Raw genomic sequence first — 23,462 nt, forward strand, 5'->3', positions numbered from 1 at the left:
TGTTCGGCCCTGATACATAGCTGACAGGTGTTCATAGACATGCCTGACACTTTCCGGATTGATTCTGGGAGGTGGCGATGACTTGGGAGACGAAGTCCGTGGTGGATCAACGGTTAGAGTTCTGCCGCCTTGCCGAGCTTGAAGGGGCGAATGTCTCGCAGTTGTGTAGACGCTTCGGGATTAGTCGGCAGACGGGCTATGTCTGGTTGAAGCGGCTTGGATCCGGCGAGCCGCCACAGGATCGCTCGCGCCGCCCGCATCACAGTCCGCGCCGCACGGAAGCATCGCTGGAGCAGGCGGTGTTGGAGGTGCGCGATGCCCATCCTGCATGGGGTGCGCGCAAGATTGCCCGCTTACTGCAAAATGCCGGGCTCGATCCGCCATCCGCATCGACGGTTCATGCCATTCTGGCTCGGCACGACCGTATCACGACACTTGCGGGTGCAGGGCCGGCGTTCGGTCGGTTCGAGCGCGCAGCGCCCAATCTACTCTGGCAGATGGACTTCAAGGGCCGCTTTCAGCTCGTCTCGGGCGATTGGTGTTATCCGCTCACGATTATCGATGATCATTCCAGGTTCGCCATCGGGATCGAAGCCTGTACCGACGAGCGCACATTGACGGTCCGCGACAGACTTGAACCCATCCTGCAACGTCACGGTCTGCCGATGGCGATCTATACCGACAATGGAAATCCATGGGGAACCGGAGTTCCCGGCGGCTGGACACGGTTGCGCGTGTGGCTCCTCAAGCTGGGCATAGACCTCATACATGCCCGTCCTTACCATCCACAGGGGCGCGGGAAGAACGAACGCTTCCACCGCAGCCTCAAGGCAGAGGTCCTGGCCTTCGCTTCGTTTTCCAATCTCAAGCAGGCTCAGGGCGCTTTCGACCGTTGGCGCGACCTTTACAACCATCACAGACCGCATGAGGCCATCGCCATGGTCGCCCCCGCAACCCGCTACACGCCATCGACACGAAACTTTCCTGCCAGACTTCCCGAGCCCATCTACGATGAGGGCGAGATCGTCAGACGTGTCAGCACCACAAAGGCTTACGTCACCTTCAAGGGGCGGCCATGGCGCGTGCCAAAAGCATTCCAAGGCGAAACGCTCGCCATCAGGCCGCTAACGCAAGACGGTCAATATGGCGTCTTCTTCGCAGCCAACCAGGTCGCGCTTATCGACCTCAACAAACGACAATGACTGTCAGGCATGTCTATGAACACCTGTCAGGCATGTCTCCGGGCTTTACAAGAGGCCGAAGTCGCGGATAAAAACCGCCGAACGGGGTACCGGAAGGTACCACTATACTAAACTAACGAGGTGCCCCCGGTACCCCGTCCGCTTCCCCTGTGTCTGGAGTTACGGGGAAGGAAATTACAGGTGATGCCGAACCGGAGGGGGAGAGCCTCTGCGGGGTTTTGGGGTGCCCAAAAATCAAACCGATGAAAGGAACCGCAATGCAGAGCCAACTGACACCGCAACAGCAACAGCACTATCAATATCGCCTGCGCATCGCCGAGACCTGGCGGATGCCGGCCGCCTGCGGCTATGCCGACTGCCGCCGCCACGGGCATTGCTTCTGGCGCCGCCGGGGCACCGCCCTGCCCCATTGCCTGAGCCTGATGGACCCGGCCGCGCAACAGCGGGTGGAGGAGATCCTCGCCGAGGTCAACGTCCTGTTCGACGCCATGCGGCAGCACACGACCTATGTCGTCGACCGGGCGGACGGCCCGCGCCGCGCCCTGCAGCTTCAGGCGCTCGCCGTCGCCGCCCGCTTCTATGGCCACGGCGCGCCCGATGACGCGAACCGCACCGCGCGGGACTGGCGCAATCTCTGCCGCAGCTACGTCAAGGATCCGCGCCGCGCCCCGCAGTCGCGCGGAAAGCTGGTGACGCCTGGCGAAACGCGCCGCTGATCCGGCTATTCCGCCGCCTTGGCCAGGTCCTCGGTGATCTGGTCAAGCTCGTAGGAATAGCCTTCGAGCATCGTGTAGGCCTGCTCGATCGCCTCGATCTGCGTCTCGGCCTGCTTGATCGCATCGGCGATCGACTGCGAGCGGGCGCGCAGCATCGAGCCGAGCACGTCGGTCTCCGGCTTCTTGCCCAGCCGGTCGAGATGCTTCCTGACCCGCGCCCGGTGGCGCTCCAGCTCCAGGATGTGGAAGCGGCTCTTCAATATGTCGTCCGAGAGTTTCCGCCGCATCGCCGCCACGGGGTCGAAACTGCCCGGCTCGCGCTCGTCGAGGATGAAGTCGTTGACCAGCGTCTCGATCATCATCAGGCCCTTGAGGTCCTTGGCGTCGGCGAGCTGCGGGTCGTAGCCGGTGTCGTCGTAGACCCTGCGGCGCACCGGGTCCTTCAACAGGTCGAAAGCCGCCTGCAGCCGCGAAAACTGCTCCGCGTCGCCGCCCGAATCCGGATGCGCGCTCTTGGCCGCCTTGCGATAGGCCGTCTTCACCGCCTGCTCGTCCGCATCGCGCTCGATGCCGAGCATCTTGTAGGGGTCGATCACCATCGTCACCTGTCTCTCGTCGCGTTCCACCCCGGCCCGCCCACAGACCTACCGCCCCCGCCGCCCCGCTTCAAGGCTCGGATGCGCTTTCCACCGATCAATGAAGGCGGGTATCATCACGGCAAAGCAAAGGCGGAAAATGTGGTGAAAGCGAGTCGACCGCCCTACTCCGCCGCCTGCAGCTTCGGCCCGCCGGCGATATCCACCGCCGAAAACGCGTCGAGGATCACCTGCGGTCCCGCCCCGGCCTTGGTCGCCTCGGTCGACAGGATCTGCCGATACCGACGCGCGCCGGCAAATCCCTGGAACAGCCCGACCATGTGCCGCGTCACGTGATTGAGCCGCCCGCCGCCCGCCACCCAGCGCTCCGCATAATCCGCCATCGTGTCGCGCACCTTCAGCCAGTCGACCGCGTCCGCCGCCTCGCCGTAGATCGCCGCGTCGACCTCCGCCAGCAGCCCGGCATTGTGATAGGCCGCCCGCCCGAGCATCACCCCGTCCATCACCTCCAGATGCCGCTTCGCCTCGGAAATCGTCGTGATCCCGCCATTGATGCCGAGGAAGACATCAGGGTTCTCTCGCTTCATCCGATGCACCAGATCGTAGTCGAGCGGCGGGATCTCCCGGTTCTCCTTCGGCGACAATCCCTGTAGCCAGGCCTTGCGCGCATGGACCCAGACCGCATCCGCCCCGGCGCCCACCATGCGCCTCAGGAAATCCGGCAGCACGTCTGAAGGCTCCTGCTCGTCCACCCCGATCCGGCACTTCACCGTCACAGGCACGGTCGCGACCTTCTTCATCGCGACGACACAGGCCTCCACGACATCAGGCGTCTTCATCAGGCAGGCGCCGAAGGTTCCCGATTGCACCCGGTCCGACGGACAGCCGACATTGAGGTTGATCTCGTCATAGCCGAACTCCGAGGCGATCCGGACCGCCTCCGCAAGCTTGCCCGGGTCCGATCCGCCCAGCTGCAGCGTGACCGGATGCTCTTCGGCCGAAAACCCGAGCAGCCGCTCGCGGTGTCCGTGGATCACCGCGTCCGCCACCACCATCTCGGTAAACAGCACCGCCTTCTTCGTCAGCTGCCGGTGAAAGAACCGGCAATGCCGATCCGTCCAGTCGATCATCGGCGCGACGGCAAAGACGGGTGTCCGGAGATGAGTGCGCTTTTCTGCGTTATCATGCGCCTGCAAGGATGTGATCTCCGTCTTCTTCACGCGCGTTTCGGGCCATAATCATCGATCCCGGTCGATCTGCGAACAGACGACCGCCCCAGGCCTTGCGTCCCACGGGATGACCGCATCCCGCCAATTGCCGCCCTTGTTACCGAAGGGCGCCGCCTTTTTCAAATCGGAAGGCCGCTTGACACATTTGTTGCACCGCACCAATAATTGCCGTGCGGCTTTTCAGCGCACTGTGGAGCATAGCCATGGCTTTCTCGGAAGTTCGCAAGCGGGAATTCATCGACGAGACATTTCGGCTGCTGTCCGGGACCCTGGGGGCAAGCAGGCTGGTCTTCTACTCCGTCGACGACAACAACAACCTGCACAACTTCGTCTGTTCGCGCGTCCCCTCCGAATTTCTGAAAATATACATCCGCGAAATGCACGCCCATGACCCGCTGCATGTGCGTCAGATCGAGCACGAGCAGAACCCGGTGGTCAAAATGACCGACGCGCGCCGCTATGCCCCCGAAAGCGAGGTGGCGCTCTATCGGCAATTCCTGGACGTGTTCAAGGTCAGCAACACCATCGAACTGATCTTCCAGCGCGACCGCCAGATCTACGCGGGGATCAGCGTGATGTGGACGGCCGACGACAGCATGCCGACCGACGAGCAGTTCCATCTGGCCGATACGCTGCATCCCTACATCGCCTTCAATCTCAAGGAAGTGCTTCCGACACCGAAAGCCGTCGTGACGCAGAAGGCCAATGCCCTCCTGCACCTCACCCAGCGCGAGGCCGAAGTGGCGAGACTTCTGTGCTGCGGGCGGACCAATGCCGACATCGCCCAATGTCTGGGGATCGGGCTGGCAACGGTGAAGACCCATCTCATCCACATCTTCGACAAGGCCGGCGTCGACAATCGCGCGGCGCTGGTGTCGCGGATGATGCAGTTCGGCTGAATTCCAACGACCCTGACACGAAAAGTCCGCCTCCGGCGGCCGTCGCAATCGGCTGCTCAACCGCAAGCGGCCGCAACGCTTTGCCGCGGCTGCGAAAAACCGCCTTTTCTTTGACATCTGTCAACCGTTCGGTGGATGGACAAGATTTAGGCATGCACAAATATTGACCTCCAAGAGTTGACGAAACGCAGTTGAGACCCCTGCGACCGTCGGCGGTAAACACCTTGAAATGGAGGATCGTCCGTGAACGAGAGACCGACAGTTTCCCTATCCCAGAAAGCCTCGCCCACCTTCGCGCATCCGCTCGATCCGCTGACGGCGGACGAGCTGATCAAGGCCGCGTCGATCCTGCGCGCCCATTTCGATTTCGGCCCGGCGCTCTTGTTCGAGACGATCGAACTGCTGGAACCGGCCAAGGACGTCGTCCGCGCCTTTGTTCCGGGCATGCCGATCGAGCGCAAGGCCCGCTTCAACGTGCACAAGCGCGGCGGCACCGGCGTCTGGCGCGGCCGGCTGGATCTGGACACCGGCACCGTGATCAAGGTCGATTTCCTGGCCGATGCCCGGCCGATGATCTCGCCCGAAGAGTTCATGATGATCGAGGATGTGGCCAAGGCCGATCCGCGCTTCCAGGAGGCCATCCGCCGCCGCGGTATCGACAACATGGCCTATGTCTGCGTCGATCCCTGGTCGGCCGGCAACTTCTCCGTACCCGGTGAGGAAAACAAGCGGCTGGCGCATACCTTCGTCTGGCTGCGCATGTCCGATCTCGACAATTACTACGCCCACCCGGTCGAGGGACTGAATGTCGTAGTCGATGTCGACAAGCTGGAAGTGCTGCGGGTCGATGATCATTCGGCTGCCTCCGGCACCTTCGTCCCGGTCCCGGACACCCCGATCAATTACGATGCCGAACTGCTCACCGATTTCCGCAAGCCGCTGAAGCCGCTGGACGTGGTGCAGAGCGAAGGCCCGAGCTTCACCATCGAGGGCAACAAGCTGACCTGGGACAACTGGGATGTGCGCATCAGCTTCAACGGTCGCGAGGGTCTCGTTCTGCAGCAGGTCGGCTATACGGTCGATGGCCAGCGGCGGCCGATCCTCTATCGCGTGTCGATGGCCGAAATGGTTGTGCCCTACGGCAATCCCGACGGCGTGCATTACCGAAAGAACGTGTTCGACAGCGGCGAATACGGCTTTGGCAAGCTGGTCAACTCGCTGGCACTCGGCTGCGACTGCCTTGGCCACATCCACTACATGGACGTCGTCCTGCCGGACATGATGGGCAATCCGCGCCTGATCCCGAGCGCCATCTGCATCCACGAGGAGGATGCCGGCCTTGCCTGGAAACACTTCGACTTCCGCTCGGAGCGCACCGAAACCCGCCGCCTGCGCCGTCTCGTCATCTCCTCGATCACCACGGTCGGCAATTACGAATACTGCTGCTACTGGTATCTCTTCCAGGACGGCACCATCGAGTTCGAGATGAAGGCGACCGGTGTCATCAACACCGCTGCCTGCATTCCCGGCACCGAACAGAAATACGGCACGGAAGTCGCCCCCGGCGTCGTCGGTCACATCCACCAGCACGTCTTCTGCATGCGCCTCGACATGGAGGTCGACGGCCCCGACAACACCGTTGTCGAATGCGACACGGTGGCCCCGCCGATCGGCCCCGACAATCCGATGGGCAATGCCTTCTATGTCGAGCAGACGCCGCTCACCAGCGAGCTGAAAGCGCAGCGCCGGGTCGACTTCGAAAAGTCGCGCTACTGGAAAATCACCAATCCCAACGTCAAGAACTGGGTCGGCAAGCCCACCGCCTACAAGCTGGAAACCCCCTCGGCCATCCAGCCCTACACACATCCGGACGGCCCGTCCGGCAAACGCGGCGGCTTCATCTACAATCATCTCTGGGTCACACCCTACGATCCCGAGGAACGCTTCCCGGCCGGCGAGTACATGAACCATTCGAGCGGCAATGACGGCCTGCCCGCCTGGACGGCCAAGGACCGGTCGGTCGAAAACACCGATATCGTCGTCTGGCATTCCTTCGGCCTGCACCACATCCCCCGCGTCGAGGACCACCCGGTGCAGCCTTGCGTGCTGTGCGGTTTCAAGCTGATGCCGGTCGGCTTCTTCAACGGCAATCCGCTGATCAACCTGCCGCCTGAAACCAACAAGGCCAGCAAGTCCAATACGCAAGGCGCTGCCTGCTGCCACAGTTGAGCGCGTGGCGGATCACGCCACCGCCTGTATCGCCGCAATGCCAGATCGCAATGATTGTCGATAACGAACCAGAGGGTCCTATCCATGAAGCGTCGAAACCTCCTGCAATCCTTCAGCCAGTCCCGGCGCGCCTTTCTGCGCGACACTGTCTCGATTTCGGCGGGCATCGCCGCCGCCTCCATGATGCCGCGCGGCGCCTGGGCGGCCCGCGAAAACGAAATGAACATCTATTGCTGGGAGGGCTACAATTCCGACAAGGTGCTCGACCCGTTCCGCAAGGAATTCAACTGCAACGTCAAGGCGCAGGGGCTGATCTCCGACCCGGAAGCCGTCAACCAGCTACGCGCCGGCGACACGAAGGTCTGGGACATCATCAACCTCAACAATGCCTGGGGTCGTCGGCAGCTTTATCCCGAAAACCTGATCAAGCCGCTGGACAAGGCGAAGTTCGAGCCCTTGTGGGACATGATGATCCCCGAGTTCAAGTGGCCCTATCACTGGGCCATGTCCGACGACGGCAATGCCCTGCTCGGCATGATCCAGCGCTACGGCCCCTCCGGAATGCTGATCAACACCGACAAGGTATCGGCGGAGACTCTCGCCGATGAAGGGTATGACCTGATGCTGTCGGATGACTACAAGGGCAAATATGCCGTGCTGATGTATGACGACTGGGTCATCATGCATGTGGTGATCGCCGCCGGTTTCAGCCCGTTCCGCGAAATGACCGACGACGAAATCGCCAAATACGAAGTGGTGATGCGCAAGCTGATCAACAATGCCGCCTTCCTCTCCGACGATATGAACGCCATTGCGCTTGGCATGATCAACGGCTCGATCGAAGGCTCCTTCCCGGGCAGCGTCTATTCCGTCTCGGCCGCCCGCTATGACGGCAACCCCAACCTGCGTTGCGTCGTGCCGAACAAGGGACCGGAAGAAATGGGCGGCAAGGCTGGCGTCTGCTGGATGGAACTGACCTCGCTGGTCAACAACCCGCAGCTCTCGCCGCGCGCCGAGGACTTCATCGAATACTGCTTCCGCCCTGAAACCGCAAAGAACGTCTCCTTTGCCGAGGGCACCTACAATCCGGTCGGCCAGATGGGCGATCCCAAGGTCATGGCGCTGTTCAACACGGAAGAACTCGACGCCTTCCAGTACGACACGCTGGCGGCCGACATGGCGAAGTGCGCCGACTTCGACATCATCCCGAGCTACGCCAAGCTGCACGAGATATTCCAGGCCGCCGTGCGCGAGAAGGCCTGACAAGGACGGGAGGTCGGCGCTCCCGTCCTCCCAACGCTCTGATCCTGCCAACAGACCGATGGGACCGCACGATGACAGTAACTGCCAACACCGATATCGCATCAGCAGCGCCCGTGCCCATTCTCCAGCTACGCGCGGTCGACAAGTTCTTCGGCGAGTTCCCGGCCGTGGACCGCATCAGCCTCGACATCAGGGAGGGCGAGTTCTTCACCATCGTCGGCCCGTCCGGCAGCGGCAAGACCACCATGGTGCGCATGCTGGTCGGCATGGACAAGCCGACCAATGGCGACATCCTGCTGCGCGGCGACCGCATCAACGACGTGCCGGCCAACAAGCGCCCGACCTGTATGGTCTTCCAGTCGCTGGCGCTCTTTCCCCATCGCACCGTCGGCCAGAACATCGAATTCCCCTTGAAGATCCGCGGCGTTCCGGCAGCACGTCGCAAGGAGCGGGCGCTGGAGCTGATGGCGCAGCTTCGCTTGCCGGACAGCTATTACGGCAAGGGCGTGCTGCAATGCTCCGGCGGCGAGCGCCAGCGCGTTGCGCTAGCCCGGGCACTCGCCTTCGATCCCGAAATCCTGTTCTTTGATGAACCGCTGTCGGCACTCGATTACAAGCTGCGCAAGATCCTCGAAAAGGAACTGAAGGACATTCACCGCGAGACGGGAAAGACGTTCGTCTACATCACCCACTCGCTCGAGGAAGCCATGGTGATGTCGGACCGCATCGGCGTGATGAACAAGGGCCGCTTCGTGCAGATCGGCACGCCCAACGAAATCTACGGCAATCCCTCAAGCCGCTTCGTCTCGGAGTTCATGGGTGAGGTCAATGTTCTCGAGGTCGGCCCCGGCCCTGATGGTACGGTGATCGACCAGACGACCGGCGCGAGCTATCTGGCCCCGCCGGTGGCCGACGCCTTTTCCGGCGGCGCGCTGGTCATCCGTCCGGAGGACATCCGCTTTCTGGACGGACCAGCCCCCCAGGCGACCAACACGCTCGAAGGCGTGGTCTACAACGAATATCTGCTGGGATCGCGGGTCCAATATCAGGTGCGCGTCGGCGATACGCAGGTCTTCCTCGTCGAGAAACTGCGCGAACAGCAACTGGCAGGCACAGCCGGCGGTCGCGTCACCATCGGCTGGGACGCCAGGGATTCGACGATCTTCCCGACCGCGCGGTTTGCCAACTGATATCAGCAGCACTGAGGGAGAATGTCGCGTATGACGGATGCAAGCGAAACGCTCAGCCACACCGCGGTCCCGCCGCGCCGGACATCCCGTACCGAGCCCTTTCAGATGCGGCTCGCGCGGGGCGTGCTGAACCCCGGCTTCCTCGCGGCATTACCGGTCGGTCTTCTCTTGCTCGTGGGCTTTCTCGGTCCCCTCACCCTGGTCCTGGTCTTCGCCTTCATGCCGCCGCAGACCTTCTCCGTGCTGCAGATGCCGACGCTTGAGAATTTCCGCGCGATTTTCTCCGACAGCTATTACCTGTCTTTCCTGGCGTCCGTGCAACTGGCGGCATCGACCGTCGCGATTCTCCTGGTGGTCTGCTATCCGCTCGCCATTGCCATGGTGCGCGTGTTTGACCGCTCGGCCGGAGTTCTGGCCCTGCTCCTGGCCGCGCCCCTTTTCGTCGCCGACAATCTGCGGCTGATGGGCTGGATGCTGTTCCTGGTCAAGGGCGGCGTGGTCTCCGGCACCCTGCAGACCTATTTCGGCATTCCCGTCGATTCCATGCTTTACACCTTCAGCGCCACGCTGTTCGGCCTCGTCTACATCAACCTGCCGATGATGCTGTTCCCGATGATCCTCGGCGTCTCGATGGTCCCGGCCCAGATGCGCGAAGCGGCCTTCGATCTCGGCGCCAGCCGCTGGCAGGTGATGAAGGAAGTCGACATCCCGCTCGCCATGCCCGGAATCATGATCGGCGCGCTGATCACCTTCATCCTGGCCGCCGGTGCGATCACCGAAGCCAAGGTGCTCGGCGGCACGGCCGTCGTAATGATTGCCCAAGACATCCAGAAGGAATTCACCTTCGCGCAGAACTGGCCGAAAGGGTCGGCGCTGTCGATGCTGATGATCGTGCTGGCCGGATCGCTGGCGCTGGCCATGTTCAAGCGCGTCGATCTCGACGCCATCTTCGGCCGCAAGAGATGAGAGGAAAGAGCCCATGAACGATTTCAGCCGCAGCGCCAAGATCGCCTACGGCGGTGCCATGGCCGCCCTCATCGTCTTCATGTACCTGCCGATGATCACCATGGCGCTCGCCTCGTTCTCGCGCTCGAAATACTTCAGCTTCCCCGTGCCGAAATATTCGGACAAATGGTATCTCGAGGTCTTCGAGTCCCTGTCGATCCGCGATTTCTTCTGGACCTCGACGGTCATCGCCGTGGCGGTCGCCTGCCTCTCCACCGTCCTGGCCTTCTTCGGCGCGCTCGCCTTTGCCCGCTACGACTGGAAAGGTCGGCGCCTGTTCCAGAAGATCATCCTCCTGCCCATCCTCTTTCCGCAGGCCGTACTGGGCCTTGCCCTGCTGCTGTGGTTCACCGCGCTCGGCATCACGCCCTCCTGGCAGGCGACCGTCTTTGCCCATCTGGTCTGGATCGCGCCGATCGCCACGCTTGTGATCGCCATCCAGGTCTATTCCTTCGATCCGGCGGTGGAGGAGGCCGCCTATGATCTGGGAGCGAGCCGCTGGCAGGTGATGCGCGAAATCACACTGCCCTTGCTGGCTCCGGGCATTTTTTCCGGCTTCACCTTCGCCTTCCTGCTGTCCTGGGCGAATTTTCCGCTATCGATGCTGTCATCGGGCGCCGATTCGACCATTCCCGAATGGGTCAGCGCCAAGCTGCAATCCGGATACACGCCCCAGGTCCCGGCGGTCGGTACGCTGACCATCCTCGCCGCCGCCGTGGTGATGGCGCTCGGATACCAGATCTCGGCCCTGATGAAGCGCCGCCAGGTCAGAGGCTAAGCGCAGGCAGAATTGGGGATGAGCGGCTTTCGGGCCGCTCTTTTTTTCAATTCACCGCCGCGCCATACATCCACAGCGATCCGGCGAGAACGAGGGCGATACCGATGCCGTGGGAGACGTGGGTTTTCGTCACGCTCTTCTCGAGCGCCATGGCGAGGAGGAGCAGCGCCATGGCGACGATGTTCATCATGCCAAGGAAGATCATGCACATCATCAGTGGCCCGTTGGACCTTACGCAATAGCCCGCATAGCGAATGCCTGCGGGCAATGAGGAGGTAAGGCGGGCATCGCCGTGAATGTCAGGGAGGTTACACGTCGCGATCTGGAGCCGCGCTCCGTGCTTGAACCCTGTCCATTGAAAAACGCCGGCGCCAATGACAGCGGCTGCAGCCAGAACGCCCGTCAAACCTGCCGTCGAGACGAGGTGCGGACCGACGTGAAGGTGCAAGGTCATGTCGACCGTCGCGAGCACCAGTGAAAACAGGATCCAGATAAAACCGTAGCCGCCGAGGAAGCCAAAAGCGGCGGAGGCGACCCCTCCGGTGCGGAGCATCCGCCAGGCAGGTGACGCACACGGCAACATCATGGCGAGCGTCATGATGGCCCCCATGGCGCAGAATTGGCTCCAGCTGGCCCAAGAGAAATCAGGCTCTACGTCCGTGACGCAAAGTGACTGCCAGAGCTCAAGGGGAATACCCTTCACCTTCAGGAGGACGCCACTGACGACCGCCATGCCGGGGCCGAGCGACCCGGCTTCGGAGGAAAAGATGGCGGTATCGAGCATGTCGAGGATTGCCAGCCAACCGAGGGCGACAAGGCCTGCCGCCAGCACGTATGGCGGTCGTACGACAGGCGGAAACCCTGTTGAGAACGAAAGCCGTTGGGAAGGCATACCGGTCGTTCCTCTCAAGGCAGACCCAACTTGATATGGGACTGAAGTCTGCGCACGAGGAAGTCGCTGTGCAATCAACCGTTTGGTGGAGAGCCCGAAGCGGCAGCCGGCCCGTACCACAGCCCGTCCTCGCCCCTGGCGAGCAGAGGCGTCTCAAGGCTGCCGCGCACCCGTTCCGGCCAGTGCGGCCCCTCCTCGCCCAGGGCCTTGTGCCAGCGATCGGATTGCAGCATCGCGGCGCCGACCACCACCGGCTCGACGCCACAGGTCTGAAGAAGCGACAGCGCCGCACGGATAGAGGTTCCGCTGGAAATCACGTCGTCGACAACAGCGACGCGGCGTTCCGTCAACAGCGGCAGCATGCGCGGATCGACGTAGAGGCGCTTCTGCTGGTCCGGCGTGGTGATAGACGACAGCGGCACCGACAAGGCATCGGAATACCAGAACTTGCGCGAGGTGCCGAGCGGCACGTAGCGGCGATGGCCAAGCTTTTGCGCCACGGCGGAGGCAAGCGTCAGCCCCAGCGTCGGCAGGCCCACCACGATCTCGGGGCGCAACGGGGACAGCCGCCCGGCAAGATCCTCGGCCAGGGCATCGACCACCGCAAAGCTGGCTTGATTGACGATCAGCGAGGCGAGCGCATGTCGCCCGTCTGAGAGCGGACGGATCGGCAGGCAGATCTGGCGTCCGTCGGCAAATGTCGCCGGATAGAAGTCCGCATGCCCGCGCGCCGGATCAAAACTCTTCGGCGGCAGGATGTCCTGCCAGAAATCATGGGGCTGCATGCCACGCTCCTTGAATTTCTCCGGGCCGCAGCGGGATGATCATCGCCCGTTATAGAGCCGCTGCGTCCAGCGTTCGCCGATGACACGCTCCCATTCCTTCGGCTCGAAACCCTCGTAGCCGCCGCCGGGGTAGAGCGTGATTTCGCCCACGTGGACGCTGTCGTCGGAGACGAAGAAATCGATACGGGCGAAGTCGAGCTCGCGGCCGAGCGTCGAAGCGATCCGGCACATCGCTTCGAACTGCTTCGGACGCGGCACCTCACCCTTGTGATGCGGGAAATATTCGGGGTCGTAGAACGGCAGCTTGGTCCAGTCCGGCCCATAGGCACAGGATGTTGCCGTCTCGCCGTGGCGGATGTCGACCATGAAATGCGAGATCTTGCCGTCGAAGACGAAGGCGCGGAAGTCGGCGGGGATGCCGCCGTCGACGACGAGCATCTGCTCGATCATCATCTTGGGCTCGACCTGGCTGTAGGCCCATTCGCGATTGTACCTGTAATGATTGACCGCCAGCCATTCGGCCGAAGGGTCATCGGCCAGAAGCTCCGCGACATCCTCGGGCGTGTAGATGAAGCGCCCGAGACCGCTGGCGTGGTTCGGCTTGACGACGACCGGCAGCGGAATGGTGCTCCAGTCGACGCTTTTCAGGTCCCTGCCGGCCCAGTAGACCTGCAGCACGTGCTCGGCTCCGACCCGCTCGGCGATCCACGCCTTGACGGCATTCTTGTCCACCAACGTGGCATAAAGAGGATTGCGGTCCCAGAGCTTGCGGGCCTGCACCTTCTCGCCGAACATGACCGGGTTCGAGAGGTTCGGCCAGGCGCCTCTGATCAGACGATATTGCAGCCGGACGTAAAGCGGATCTGGGAGCGGGGCGATCAGACGCCAGGCAATCCGCCGCAAGAGATTGCCAAGTCCCTTCGTATGGATTTCCTCGAGCTTGAATTTTTCTTTCCGGGCGATCGCCACGCCGCTTCCCCCTCCGTCGTGTCGTTGAACGGCAACTCATAAGCGAGGAAACCGAAATTTGCGTAAACGCGACACTACCGGATTTCGGAGGTTCAGCGCCCCCTACAGCAGTCCGAGCTCGGCCAGTTCCCGCTTCAGGTCGTCGGGCATGTCCTCGATATTGGCACCTGAGGCGGCAAGGTCGCGGGGCGCGGCATCGGCTTCAAGATAGCGCCAGCCCTGGAACGGACGGCGCGGCGCCGGCGCGACTTCGATGACCTCTGGACCGAGGATGAGTTCACAGCGCGTGATTCCGTCGCCACCGGTGAACGTCTTGATGTCGAGGAGTTTCTGCCGGGCCGAGAGCTGGCCCTTGATGATCCAGTAGAGCGAACCACCGTCGAGCAGTTCCGCGATGCGCTTCGGGACCATGCGGGTGACATGCGAGGAATGCGGCTCAAGCCCCGCCGCGACGGCCACCAGGCAGCGCTCAGAGACCCAGTCGCGCAGGTCATCAATCGAATCGGCTCCGACGCAGAGTTTGAGGAGATGCAAGGTCATGGCTACCGAGATAACCGGTCCTGGCCAGCGGTCAAGGGCAAGGCTGACGCAGACGGAGTGTGCTCAACAGCTTCAACACTCCACCACGTTCACCGCCAGACCACCGAGCGAGGTTTCCTTGTACTTCTCGTTCATGTCGTTGCCGGTCTGCCGCATGGTCTCGATCGCGGCATCCAGCGGAACGAAATGCGTGCCGTCGCCCTTGAGCGCGAGCGAGGCGGCGGTGACGGCCTTGACGGCGCCGAGCGCGTTGCGTTCGATGCAGGGTACCTGGACGAGGCCCGCGACCGGATCGCAGGTCATGCCGAGATGGTGTTCAAGCGCAATCTCGGCGGCGTTCTCGATCTGCTCCGGCGAACCGCCCATGACGGCCGCAAGACCTGCGGCCGCCATTGCCGAGGCCGAACCGACCTCGCCCTGACAGCCGACCTCGGCGCCGGAAATGGACGCATTGTGCTTGATGATGCCGCCGACGGCCGCCGCCGTCAGAAGGTAATCGCGGATGCCTTCCTGATCGGCATCAGGATGGAAGTGCAGGTAATAGCGGATGGTCGCCGGAACGACGCCGGCCGCGCCATTGGTCGGCGAGGTTACGACACGACCGCCGGCCGCGTTTTCCTCGTTGACCGCCATGGCGTAGACCGACAGCCAATCGTTGGCGAGCACCGGGTTCAACCGATTGGAGCGCCACTCCTCCTGCAGCTTGTCGTGGATCGACTTGGCGCGCCGCCGCACCTTGAGACCACCAGGCAGCTGACCCTCCTGTCGAAGACCGCGATCGATGCAACTCGCCATCGCGTCCCAGATCCGGTCGAGGCCGGCATCGAGCTCCTCGCGCGACATCACCGCCTCTTCGTTGGCCCGCTTCATCTGGGCGATCGTCAGCCCGGAACTTGCCGCCATCGCCAGCATCTGTTTCGCCGACGCGAACGGGTACGGCACCTTCTGCGAGGTCGCCGCCTTCTTCTGTTTCTGCATGGCGAGAAGCTCGGTGTCGGTGACGACGAAGCCGCCACCGATCGAATAGTAGATCTGGGTCAGGAGCAGCCGGTCGTCCCGGTCGAAGGCCGAGAGCCGCATGCCGTTTGCATGACCGGAGAGCGGCGTTTTCTTGTCATAGACGAGGTCGTCCTTCGGCAGAAAACGGTACGAGGGATGGCCGGGCGGTGTCACCTGCCCCGTCCGTTCCACCTCGGCGACAATGGCTTCCATGCGATCGGGATCGACCTTGTCAGGCGCCTCGCCTGTGAGCCCGATGATGACGGCGTTCCCGGTGCCATGACCTATTCCCGTATAGGCGAGCGAGCCGTGCAGGCTGGCCTTCAGCGCCACGACATGGGCTCCGGCCGGACGCGGCCAGTCATCGGAGGCAATGAGATCCAGGAAGCGGTTGGCGGCGGTCATCGGCCCCATCGTGTGGGAACTGGACGGACCGACCCCGATCTTGAACACGTCGAACACCGAAAGAAACATGCTTTTCCCCTTGCCGCTTTTGACCAAGGCTAAATCAGCGCGGGAGCCGAACCCGGCGGCGAACCGACATCGCCTTTCATTCGAGCGACACGGAAGAGCACGGACAATACAGGAACGGCGCGGCCCGTGAAGGCCACGCCGTCAAGATTTCGAGTTGTCGAACGTCTCAGACGCGTCCGAACAGGTAGACAATAGCCAGGACACTTGTGAAGCCGATCAGCGCGCGAAACGTGATGGCCCAGCAAGACTTCTGGATGCTGTTTTCCATGATAACTCCGAATTGGTCCGCCAAATGCGGAACGCTGTCCCCCGACCGCGTTTCCGGCGCCCTTATTATTAAATTCCGTCAACCTCCGCAACCTCCAAAAAAGGCTAAACCAAGGCGACCACGACATGGCAGTCATGCACAAGACGCACGAACGGATTAAAATTCAGTCACTTAATCAAACTGTCACATTTGTGCGCTTGTGGCACACCGCCCCAATTTTGGCGTAGAGATTGCGGTCGCGTTAAGGCCTTGCCTGTGGAAATGGCAAACGCCTACAACAGGTGACCGACGACGCCTTTCAACAAGGGACCTCCGCATGCCGATCGCCGATCTCGTGGCCCTCGCCTTCTTCATCGTCAGCTGGATCGTATTCGCCTGGGTGACCGGGGGCGCACGAATCGTGTCGCGAACCAGCCTGACGCAGGCGATGAGCGAACGGCGGCGCCAGTGGATCGAAAATTCGCTGAAGCGCGACCTGAAGATGATCGACACGCAGATTCTCGCCGGGCTGCAGAACGGCACAGCCTTCTTCGCCTCGACGTCCATCTTCGCCATCGGCGGCTGCTTTGCGCTTCTGGGCGCAGCCGAGCAGGCGGACGCGGTGTTCCGCGACCTGCCCTATGTCGCCGCCGGTGGACGCTCGGCCTTCGAGCTCAAGGTCTGTGGCCTCACTGCCATCTTCGGCTATTCCTTCTTCAAGTTCGGCTGGTCCTACCGGTTGTTCAACTACTGCACCATTCTGTTCGGCAGCCTGCCGATGCAGGACGAGGCGAAACGCTATCCGCTGGCCGCACGCGAGGCAGCCGAACGGGTGATCCGCATGAATGTGCTCGCCGCCGGCAATTTCAATGCCGGGCTACGCGCGATATTCCTGTCGATCGGTTATCTCGGCTGGTTTGCGGGTCCCTATGTCTTCATACTCATGACCTCGTTCATCTTCCTCGTCCTCATCCGGCGCCAGTTCTTCTCCGAGGCGAGGCAGGCGGTGCTGGCCGAAGTGCGTCATGAAAAGGACGAATTCCGGGTCTGAAACGCGGCCGTCCGGCCCGAGTCGGCGACCCATCAGAGGCCGGAGAGGACAGCCCGTGAACAGCGATACCCCTGCCACGAAAGCCCCGGCGCCGCGCCGGATCGAGATCATCGACACGCTGCGCGGTGTGGCGCTCGTCGCCATGGCGACCTATCATTTCAGCTGGGACCTGGAGTTCTTCGGCTATCTCGACCCCGGAACGACAACCCACGGCTTCTTGAAATACTACGCACGCTCGATTGCCGGCAGCTTCCTCTTTCTCGTCGGCCTGAGCCTCGTTCTCGCGCATTTCCCACAGATCCGCTGGAAGGGCTTCGGCAAGCGTCTCGCCATGGTGGTCGTCGCCGCCGCCGCCATCAGCATCGCCACCTATATCGGCACGCCCGACGCCTTCATCTTCTTCGGCATCCTGCATTCGATCGCCGTCGCAAGCGTGCTCGGTCTTGCCTTCGTCAGGTGGCCGCCGCTGGCGACGCTCGCTCTCGCCGTCGCGGTGATCGCGCTACCCCAGATCTGGCGGTCGGCGGTGTTCGATCATCCGGCATTGCTGTGGGTCGGATTGTCCGAAACGCCGCCGCGCTCCAACGACTACGTGCCACTCTTCCCCTGGTTCGGCCTGGTGCTCGCGGGAATAGCGGCGGGACGGCTGCTGCTGTCCTCAGGCTGGCTCTCGCGGCTCGCGGACATGCCATCCGGGCCGCGCCTCCTTGGCTTTGCCGGGCGCCACAGCCTGGCCTTCTACCTGGTGCACCAGCCGGTACTCATCGCATTGGTCTGGATTATCGCGCAGATCGCGCCACCGGCGGCCCCCGATCCTGCCGTGTCCTATCTTCGCAGCTGCGAAGTCAACTGCACCGCCCAGCAGGGCGACGCCGGCATGTGCGTGCGCTTCTGCGCCTGTACGCTGGACCGGCTGAACCAGGAGGACCTGTTCGAGCAACTCCAGTCCGGCGCAATCTCCGTGAATGAAGATGAGCGAATCTCGCGCATGGCGAGTGAATGCACAGCCGCAAGCCAATAACGGAACAGCATCATGAATGCCTATCGTTTGAAGCCAGTGCGTTTTCCTTGGCCCCCGTTTCTCTACGCCGTGGCGATCGTCGCCGCCTTCGCGCTCGGTCATCTCGTCCGCCTGCCGCTGCCCGGCCGGTCCGTGCTCATTCTGGTCGGCGGACTTGTCTTGATGGCAGGGATGCTTCTCGATCTCTCGGCGCTGAAGACGCTGATCACCGCGAAGACGACGGTGATGCCACATAAGGCGGCCTCGCACCTGATCACCACCGGTCCATATCGTATCACCCGCAACCCGATCTATGTCGGCTATACGCTGAGCACGGTGGGGATTGGCCTGATCCTCGGCAATCCCTGGTTTGTCGTCGCGGCAATCGCAGCGGCGCTCGTCACCGATATTGTGGTGGTAAGGCGGGAGGAAATGCACCTGCTTGCGCGATTCGGCATCAAGTACGAATCGTATTGCCGCCAGACGCGACGCTGGATCTGAGAAACGGTGCACCTCCGAGCGCTTGATCGCGTCAGGTGCCGACGCCGATCTCGACCAGCCGTGTGAGGCAGGATTCCTCGGCGACATCGAGCTCGGCGATGGTTTCCTCGATATCCTTGCGCTTCTGGCGCAATTCCTCGCGCTTCTCGTCGATGCGCTTCATCATCAGCTTGAGCTGGCCGACCTCGCCCGGCGGCTCCTTGTACATCTGGATGATTTCGCGAATCTCCGCGATGGTGAATCCGATGCGGCGACCGCGCAGGATTTCCATGATCAGCCTGCGGTCGGCCGCGCGGTAGAGCCGCGTGCGACCGCGACGTTCGGGATGGATCAATCCCTCGTCTTCGTAGAAGCGCAACGTGCGGGTGGAAACGCCGAATTCCCGCGTCAGCTCCGTGATGCTATAATGTTTTTTCAAGGTCGTTCCGATTCAAAGTGCACGACCATTCTATTAACTCTTACGTAAAAGTCAATTTGCCGGCCTCATCGGATATTGAACCACCACGCCGCAAGTCCGAGGAACGAGAAGAAGCCGGTGATGTCGGTGACGGTGGTGACGAAGACCGCCGAGGCGACCGCGGGGTCCGCACCGATCCTGTCGAGCAGCAGCGGGATCAGGATTCCCGCGATGGCGGCCGCCATCATGTTGATCAGCATGGCCGTCGCGATAATGCCGCCGATGTTCGGGTCCTGAAACCATAAAGCGGCGACGATGCCGATCAGGATGCCGAACACCATGCCGTTCAACAGCCCCACCCCCGCCTCTCGTCGGACGACGCGCCAGGCATTGTGGATGTCGAGATTGCGGGTCGCGAGCGCCCGCACGGTCACCGTCATCGTCTGCGAGCCGGCATTGCCGCCCATGCCGGCGACGATCGGCATCAGCACCGCGAGCGCCACGATCTCCTCGATGGTCGCCTCGAACAGCGATATGACCGAGGCGGCGAGAAATGCCGTGACGAGGTTGACCGCAAGCCACGGAACACGCGACCGCGACGTTTCCCGGACGCTATCCGACAGCTCTTCGTCGCCGACGCCGCCGAGGCGCAGCAGGTCTTCCTCGGCCTCTTCCTGGATCACGTCGACGACGTCATCGATGGTGAGAACGCCGACGAGGCGCTCGTTCTCGTCGACGACGGCGGCCGAGAGAAGGTCATACTGTTCGAAGAGCTGGGCTGCCTCTTCCTGGTCCATTTCGGCCGGGATCGGGTGATTGGTCTCGCGCATGATCGTCTCGACCTTCACCTGACGCTTGGTGCGCAGGATACGGTCGAGGTCGACGGCGCCGAGCAGCTTGAAGGTGGGATCGATAACGAAGATCTGCGTGAAGCTCTCCGGCAGTTCCTCCTCGTCGCGCATGTAGTCGATCGTCTGGCCGACCGTCCAGAACGGCGGCACGGCGACGAATTCGGTCTGCATGCGGCGGCCGGCCGAACTTTCCGGATAATCGAGCGAACGCCTGAGGCGAACACGCTCGGTAAACGGCAGCTGAGCGAGGATCTCCTCGCGGTCCTCGTCGTCGAGGTCTTCCAGAATGTAGACGGCGTCGTCCGAATCGAGGTCGCCGATCGCCGCCGCGATCTGCGCGTTCGGCATCTGGTCGACGATCTGCATGCGGATCGCTTCGTCGACTTCGGTGAGCGCCGTCAGGTCGAAGTCGTCGCCGAGCAGCTTGACCAGCGCGAGACGCTGGTCCGGCTGGATCGCCTCGATCAGGTCACCGAGTTCGGATTCGTGCAGCCGCGCCACATGCTGGCGCAGGAACAGCACGTCGCGGTCGGCGATCGCCGCGCCGACCAGCGTCAGGAAGTCGTGACGGACGTAGCCTTCCTCGTCGTAGATATCGTCGTGCTGATCATCCGGCGCCGGGCGGTTGAGGGCGTCTTCGTCGGTTTCGCTCATCGCTCCGCCTCTCGCTCCTGTGCCGGTTTATCCGGTTCGCGACGAGCACGGCCGGAGCTCAAATTATGCTGATGGACCAAACTCTTGCAGCACGCGCAGCAGCGCAGCCCAAGCCAGATGTCCGCCCCTCTGCTAACGCATTCGCGCCGACGCGTCCAGACCCGGAGCCACCGGCCTGGCGCATTGCACGAAGGCCCCGGCAGGTTTATCGGAAGGCGGCGAGATTTTGCCACACCGGAGGCCCAGCATGCGCCGCGACATCATCGTCTATCCCGATCCTAGGCTCGCCGCGGCGTGCCGGCCCGTCACCGACTTTGGCCCGGATCTCAAGGCCCTCGCCGATGACCTTTACGAGACGATGAAGGCAGCTCCGGGCGTCGGCATTACCGCCGCGCATGTGGGGATGGACCTGCGTCTCGTGGTGCTCGACCTGCCGCAACTGGGTGGCCGTCGCGACTTCGCCAATCCGGAGATACTGAGCGCATCCGCCCACACGATGGAGCACGAGGAAGGCAGTGTCTCCATGCCCGGCGCCATCGAAACCCTGGAGCGGCCAGCGGCGATCCGGTTGAGATACACGGATCTGTCGGGCGCCTCCCATGAAGTCGACATGGAGGGCTTCCCGGCGATCTGCATGCAGCACGAGATCGACCAGCTCGACGGCATTTTCTGGCTTCAGCGCCTGTCGCGGCTGAAGCGGGACCGGCTGGTCAGGAAATGGGAAAAATCGCGTCCCGGCCGAAAGGCATGACCGGCGACTGAACCAAGACGCCTCTGTGACGTTTCCTTGGCACCAACCCAAGGAGCACACCGATGGCCGACGAAAAGAAGCCCCTGTCCCGCGAGGAAGACTACCGCGATTATGCCGAACGAGATGTCGATGACGGCTGGCCCTATGCCGACGAGCCGGGTGCGGCCGCGCGCCCTGTCGACAATGTCGCCTATGGCGGCGCCGGCGCCAATTTCGATCGCCAGCGCAACGAGGGTTACCGGATCAGCCGCGCCGACGAGACAGGTCTCGAGCACAAGCCGAAAGATCCCGTCCTGCCCGAAACTGATCACCGCGAAGACAGCGACCAGCTGGAGGCGGACGTCACCTCGGCAATCGAGATGATCGACGGCATCGACCCTGACGCCATCGACGTTCATGCCGACGGGCATACGGTAACGCTGACGGGTGCTGTGGACACTGCCGAAGAACGGCGCATGCTGGAGCTTGCCGTGCTGGCCGTTCCGGGCGTGGCCGAACTGCGCAACCAGGTAACCACGCTCGGCGTCGACACGCACATTCCAGCCGACGCGGACGAATGATCAGACGCGGCCGAGCTGCTGTCCGGACAACAAAAAACCCGGCCGAAGCCGGGTTTTTGGTGCGGTCGAGAAGACTCGAACTTCCACGGGTTGCCCCACAGCGACCTCAACGCTGCGCGTCTACCAATTCCGCCACGACCGCATCGTGGTAGGCCGACTTGCGCCGGCGGGGCAGCATGTAGCAAAACGATTTCCCCCGCACAAGGCCACCATGACAGATTTTTGATGAATTCCGGGAACGACCCTCCAAAGCCCTTGCACCGCGGGATTCCGGCTCTTGATATTGTCCGCCGTCGCTGCCAATTAGGGGCCGAGGTGGCCAATGCTCCGTACCGATCTTTCCGTTGAAATGCACGCATCCGCCGGTTCTCCGCCAGTCCGCTGGAGAATCTCCGAGGGGCTCGTTCCGTACGAGGCCGCCATCGCCACGATGGAGGCCGAGGTGGCCGCCATTGCCGACGGAAAGGCGGACGAACTCGTCTGGCTGCTCGAACATCCGCCGCTTTATACCGCAGGCACCAGCGCCGACGCCAAGGACCTGATCGATCCGGATCGGTTTCCCGTTCACGCCACCGGGCGTGGCGGCGAATACACCTATCACGGCCCGGGCCAGCGGGTCGCGTATGTGATGCTCGACCTGAAACGCCGGCGCCAGGACGTCCGCGCCTATGTGGCTGCGCTCGAGGAGGTGATCATTCGCACGCTTGATGCCATGAACGTGAAAGGCGAGCGCCGCGAGGACCGCGTCGGTGTGTGGGTCCGCCGGCCGGACAAGCCGCCGCTGCCGGACGGTGCGGTGACCGAAGACAAGATCGCCGCCCTCGGCATCCGGCTGCGCCGCTGGGTCAGCTTTCACGGCCTGTCGCTCAACGTCGACCCGGACCTTTCGCATTTCGGCGGCATTGTGCCCTGCGGCATCAGCCGCTACGGCGTGACGAGTCTCGTCGATCTCGGCCTGCCTGTGATGATGGCCGATGTAGACATCAGACTACGCGAGGCGTTCGAAGAGGTATTTGGCGCGACCGCGAACGAGACGCGCCAAGCCGGCTGACTAGTCGCGCCGCGTTGAGCGCTGCATCTCGTCGACCTGCCGCTGAAGGCTGGACAGCAGCCGGCCGCTTTCGGTGTGAAGTTCCCGCATGCGCAGCAACTGCGTCTGCATCGCCTCGATCGAGAGTTCGCCATTGCCGCCGTGCACCGGCCCATCACCCTGCCCCGTCATCAGCCACATCGGCGAGACGCCGAGAATGCCGGCGAGATTGACGAGCCGCGACGGACGCGGCTCGGCGCGATCGGCCTCCCACGCCTGCAGCGTCTCGTGGCGAACGCCGAGCTGGTTGGCGAGGTCGGCGAGGCTGACGCCCACTGCGTCTCGCGCGCTGGAAAGCCGGCCGCCGAGCGTGTCGTCACTGGCATCGGGAACGAACTTGTCCATCCGGGTGAAGGTGTTCATGGGTATCCTTCCTGTATTTTCGCGGCCGGAGCGATTATCGCGGGGAAAAGCGTGCCGCGCTGCAGGCCGTTCTTCTTCAATTGCACTGGAACGAAGGCGATACGCCCGAAGAATGGTCCAGATGATGGCAGCTGGTACTATAGGTGGTGTGTACCGGGACCGCCACCCCGCTTGCGCCACAAAATGCCGTAGCATGACAAAAGTCGAATAAAGGTTGCTGCCAGCTTTTGG

23 protein-coding genes, 1 tRNA gene and 1 pseudogene are annotated in these 23,462 nt (G+C 62.6%); 14 read left to right on the forward strand and 11 right to left on the reverse strand.

The features are described 5' to 3' along the window. Positions 1-77 precede the first annotated feature (77 nt). Together J5J09_RS12000 and J5J09_RS12005 are read left to right on the forward strand one after the other, a co-directional pair. Positions 78-1,273, forward strand: a pseudogene (locus tag J5J09_RS12000) (IS481 family transposase). Positions 1,274-1,459: 186 nt separating this feature from the next. Next, positions 1,460-1,918, forward strand: coding sequence for a hypothetical protein (locus J5J09_RS12005; protein WP_208551019.1), 459 nt, complete (start codon positions 1,460-1,462; stop codon positions 1,916-1,918). 5 nt (positions 1,919-1,923) lie between these two features. Here J5J09_RS12005 and J5J09_RS12010 read toward each other — a convergent pair whose 3' ends face one another. Beyond that, a complete protein-coding gene (locus J5J09_RS12010; RefSeq protein WP_208551024.1) occupies positions 1,924-2,544 on the reverse strand; it encodes a J domain-containing protein in 621 nt (206 codons plus the stop codon). A gap of 134 nt (positions 2,545-2,678) precedes the next feature. After that, positions 2,679-3,710: a tRNA dihydrouridine(20/20a) synthase DusA gene (gene dusA / locus J5J09_RS12015; RefSeq protein ID WP_281436274.1), complete on the reverse strand. Its 1,032-nt coding sequence runs from the start codon at positions 3,708-3,710 to the stop codon at positions 2,679-2,681. 236 nt (positions 3,711-3,946) lie between these two features. Between dusA and J5J09_RS12020 the strand changes: the two genes are divergently transcribed. The 6 genes from J5J09_RS12020 to J5J09_RS12045 all read left to right on the forward strand — a co-directional run bounded on the left by J5J09_RS12020 (position 3,947) and on the right by J5J09_RS12045 (position 11,107). After that, positions 3,947-4,642 carry a LuxR C-terminal-related transcriptional regulator gene (locus tag J5J09_RS12020; protein ID WP_208551028.1) on the forward strand — a complete coding sequence of 232 codons (696 nt, stop codon included), beginning with the start codon at positions 3,947-3,949 and terminating at the stop codon, positions 4,640-4,642. 243 nt (positions 4,643-4,885) lie between these two features. After that, complete coding sequence (locus tag J5J09_RS12025) at positions 4,886-6,871, forward strand: primary-amine oxidase (RefSeq protein WP_208551031.1); 1,986 nt, start codon at positions 4,886-4,888, stop codon at positions 6,869-6,871. An 84-nt stretch (positions 6,872-6,955) separates the two neighbouring features. Continuing rightward, the gene (locus tag J5J09_RS12030) at positions 6,956-8,134 is read left to right on the forward strand and encodes a PotD/PotF family extracellular solute-binding protein (RefSeq protein WP_208551037.1); all 1,179 of its coding nucleotides are present in this window, start codon (positions 6,956-6,958) and stop codon (positions 8,132-8,134) included. A gap of 71 nt (positions 8,135-8,205) precedes the next feature. After that, complete coding sequence (locus J5J09_RS12035; RefSeq protein WP_208551044.1) at positions 8,206-9,324, forward strand: ABC transporter ATP-binding protein; 1,119 nt, start codon at positions 8,206-8,208, stop codon at positions 9,322-9,324. A gap of 30 nt (positions 9,325-9,354) precedes the next feature. Continuing rightward, positions 9,355-10,290 carry an ABC transporter permease gene (locus J5J09_RS12040; RefSeq protein ID WP_208551051.1) on the forward strand — a complete coding sequence of 312 codons (936 nt, stop codon included), beginning with the start codon at positions 9,355-9,357 and terminating at the stop codon, positions 10,288-10,290. A gap of 13 nt (positions 10,291-10,303) precedes the next feature. Continuing rightward, positions 10,304-11,107: an ABC transporter permease gene (locus J5J09_RS12045; protein ID WP_208551057.1), complete on the forward strand. Its 804-nt coding sequence runs from the start codon at positions 10,304-10,306 to the stop codon at positions 11,105-11,107. Between the two features lie 46 nt (positions 11,108-11,153). Here the strand turns inward: J5J09_RS12045 and J5J09_RS12050 are convergent, their stop codons facing one another. From J5J09_RS12050 to J5J09_RS12070, 5 genes are all read right to left on the reverse strand, one after another. Then, entirely contained in the window at positions 11,154-11,999 is an 846-nt protein-coding gene (locus J5J09_RS12050) for a DUF2182 domain-containing protein (RefSeq protein ID WP_208551063.1), read from the reverse strand. A gap of 74 nt (positions 12,000-12,073) precedes the next feature. Next, positions 12,074-12,784 carry a phosphoribosyltransferase gene (locus tag J5J09_RS12055; protein ID WP_208551066.1) on the reverse strand — a complete coding sequence of 237 codons (711 nt, stop codon included), beginning with the start codon at positions 12,782-12,784 and terminating at the stop codon, positions 12,074-12,076. Positions 12,785-12,823: 39 nt separating this feature from the next. Continuing rightward, positions 12,824-13,753: an ATP-grasp fold amidoligase family protein gene (locus J5J09_RS12060; protein ID WP_348646449.1), complete on the reverse strand. Its 930-nt coding sequence runs from the start codon at positions 13,751-13,753 to the stop codon at positions 12,824-12,826. Between the two features lie 102 nt (positions 13,754-13,855). Beyond that, positions 13,856-14,293: a DUF1489 family protein gene (locus J5J09_RS12065; RefSeq protein WP_208551069.1), complete on the reverse strand. Its 438-nt coding sequence runs from the start codon at positions 14,291-14,293 to the stop codon at positions 13,856-13,858. 72 nt (positions 14,294-14,365) lie between these two features. Next, a complete protein-coding gene (locus tag J5J09_RS12070) occupies positions 14,366-15,766 on the reverse strand; it encodes an L-serine ammonia-lyase (RefSeq protein WP_208551080.1) in 1,401 nt (466 codons plus the stop codon). A gap of 584 nt (positions 15,767-16,350) precedes the next feature. Here J5J09_RS12070 and J5J09_RS12075 point away from each other — a divergent pair. Genes J5J09_RS12075 through J5J09_RS12085 form a run of 3 tightly spaced genes read left to right on the forward strand, consistent with a single transcriptional unit; the run spans position 16,351 to position 18,565 of the window. Then, positions 16,351-17,064, forward strand: a complete 714-nt coding sequence (locus J5J09_RS12075; protein ID WP_208551084.1) for a DUF599 family protein — start codon at positions 16,351-16,353, stop codon at positions 17,062-17,064. A gap of 55 nt (positions 17,065-17,119) precedes the next feature. After that, on the forward strand, positions 17,120-18,085 hold the full coding sequence (locus J5J09_RS12080) for a DUF1624 domain-containing protein (protein ID WP_348646450.1): 966 nt from the start codon (positions 17,120-17,122) through the stop codon (positions 18,083-18,085). A 12-nt stretch (positions 18,086-18,097) separates the two neighbouring features. Next, complete coding sequence (locus tag J5J09_RS12085; RefSeq protein WP_208551090.1) at positions 18,098-18,565, forward strand: isoprenylcysteine carboxylmethyltransferase family protein; 468 nt, start codon at positions 18,098-18,100, stop codon at positions 18,563-18,565. A 31-nt stretch (positions 18,566-18,596) separates the two neighbouring features. Here J5J09_RS12085 and J5J09_RS12090 read toward each other — a convergent pair whose 3' ends face one another. After that, positions 18,597-18,983 carry a MerR family DNA-binding transcriptional regulator gene (locus J5J09_RS12090; RefSeq protein ID WP_208551094.1) on the reverse strand — a complete coding sequence of 129 codons (387 nt, stop codon included), beginning with the start codon at positions 18,981-18,983 and terminating at the stop codon, positions 18,597-18,599. 65 nt (positions 18,984-19,048) lie between these two features. Then, positions 19,049-20,467, reverse strand: coding sequence for a magnesium transporter (gene mgtE, locus J5J09_RS12095; RefSeq protein ID WP_208551106.1), 1,419 nt, complete (start codon positions 20,465-20,467; stop codon positions 19,049-19,051). Between the two features lie 247 nt (positions 20,468-20,714). On the opposite strand from mgtE, the gene J5J09_RS12100 reads away from it, so the two are divergent. Continuing rightward, positions 20,715-21,218 (forward strand): peptide deformylase, encoded by a 504-nt coding sequence (locus J5J09_RS12100; protein ID WP_208551110.1) that lies wholly within the window; start codon positions 20,715-20,717, stop codon positions 21,216-21,218. Positions 21,219-21,280: 62 nt separating this feature from the next. Next, positions 21,281-21,778, forward strand: a complete 498-nt coding sequence (locus J5J09_RS12105) for a BON domain-containing protein (protein WP_208551117.1) — start codon at positions 21,281-21,283, stop codon at positions 21,776-21,778. Positions 21,779-21,835: 57 nt separating this feature from the next. Here the strand turns inward: J5J09_RS12105 and J5J09_RS12110 are convergent. After that, positions 21,836-21,920: transfer RNA gene (locus tag J5J09_RS12110), tRNA-Leu, on the reverse strand. 180 nt (positions 21,921-22,100) lie between these two features. On the opposite strand from J5J09_RS12110, the gene lipB reads away from it, so the two are divergent. Continuing rightward, positions 22,101-22,829, forward strand: a complete 729-nt coding sequence (gene lipB / locus J5J09_RS12115) for a lipoyl(octanoyl) transferase LipB (RefSeq protein WP_208551129.1) — start codon at positions 22,101-22,103, stop codon at positions 22,827-22,829. Here lipB and J5J09_RS12120 read toward each other — a convergent pair whose 3' ends face one another. Continuing rightward, entirely contained in the window at positions 22,830-23,231 is a 402-nt protein-coding gene (locus tag J5J09_RS12120) for a helix-turn-helix domain-containing protein (RefSeq protein WP_246745830.1), read from the reverse strand. Positions 23,232-23,462 lie beyond the last annotated feature (231 nt).

Origin of the sequence: Ciceribacter sp. L1K22, from assembly GCF_017599385.1 — a bacterium.
Lineage (GTDB): Bacteria > Pseudomonadota > Alphaproteobacteria > Rhizobiales > Rhizobiaceae > Allorhizobium.

Coding starts and splice junctions, on each gene's coding strand:
- J5J09_RS12005 (WP_208551019.1), top strand. CDS start 1,460: ATGCAGAGCCAACTGACACCGCAACAGCAACAGCACTATCAATATCGC.
- J5J09_RS12020 (WP_208551028.1), top strand. CDS start 3,947: ATGGCTTTCTCGGAAGTTCGCAAGCGGGAATTCATCGACGAGACATTT.
- lipB (WP_208551129.1), top strand. CDS start 22,101: ATGCTCCGTACCGATCTTTCCGTTGAAATGCACGCATCCGCCGGTTCT.
- mgtE (WP_208551106.1), bottom strand. CDS start 20,467: ATGAGCGAAACCGACGAAGACGCCCTCAACCGCCCGGCGCCGGATGAT.
- J5J09_RS12100 (WP_208551110.1), top strand. CDS start 20,715: ATGCGCCGCGACATCATCGTCTATCCCGATCCTAGGCTCGCCGCGGCG.
- J5J09_RS12040 (WP_208551051.1), top strand. CDS start 9,355: ATGACGGATGCAAGCGAAACGCTCAGCCACACCGCGGTCCCGCCGCGC.
- J5J09_RS12050 (WP_208551063.1), bottom strand. CDS start 11,999: ATGCCTTCCCAACGGCTTTCGTTCTCAACAGGGTTTCCGCCTGTCGTA.
- J5J09_RS12085 (WP_208551090.1), top strand. CDS start 18,098: ATGAATGCCTATCGTTTGAAGCCAGTGCGTTTTCCTTGGCCCCCGTTT.
- J5J09_RS12105 (WP_208551117.1), top strand. CDS start 21,281: ATGGCCGACGAAAAGAAGCCCCTGTCCCGCGAGGAAGACTACCGCGAT.
- J5J09_RS12055 (WP_208551066.1), bottom strand. CDS start 12,784: ATGCAGCCCCATGATTTCTGGCAGGACATCCTGCCGCCGAAGAGTTTT.
- J5J09_RS12075 (WP_208551084.1), top strand. CDS start 16,351: ATGCCGATCGCCGATCTCGTGGCCCTCGCCTTCTTCATCGTCAGCTGG.
- J5J09_RS12030 (WP_208551037.1), top strand. CDS start 6,956: ATGAAGCGTCGAAACCTCCTGCAATCCTTCAGCCAGTCCCGGCGCGCC.
- J5J09_RS12070 (WP_208551080.1), bottom strand. CDS start 15,766: ATGTTTCTTTCGGTGTTCGACGTGTTCAAGATCGGGGTCGGTCCGTCC.
- J5J09_RS12045 (WP_208551057.1), top strand. CDS start 10,304: ATGAACGATTTCAGCCGCAGCGCCAAGATCGCCTACGGCGGTGCCATG.
- J5J09_RS12120 (WP_246745830.1), bottom strand. CDS start 23,231: ATGAACACCTTCACCCGGATGGACAAGTTCGTTCCCGATGCCAGTGAC.
- J5J09_RS12065 (WP_208551069.1), bottom strand. CDS start 14,293: ATGACCTTGCATCTCCTCAAACTCTGCGTCGGAGCCGATTCGATTGAT.
- J5J09_RS12035 (WP_208551044.1), top strand. CDS start 8,206: ATGACAGTAACTGCCAACACCGATATCGCATCAGCAGCGCCCGTGCCC.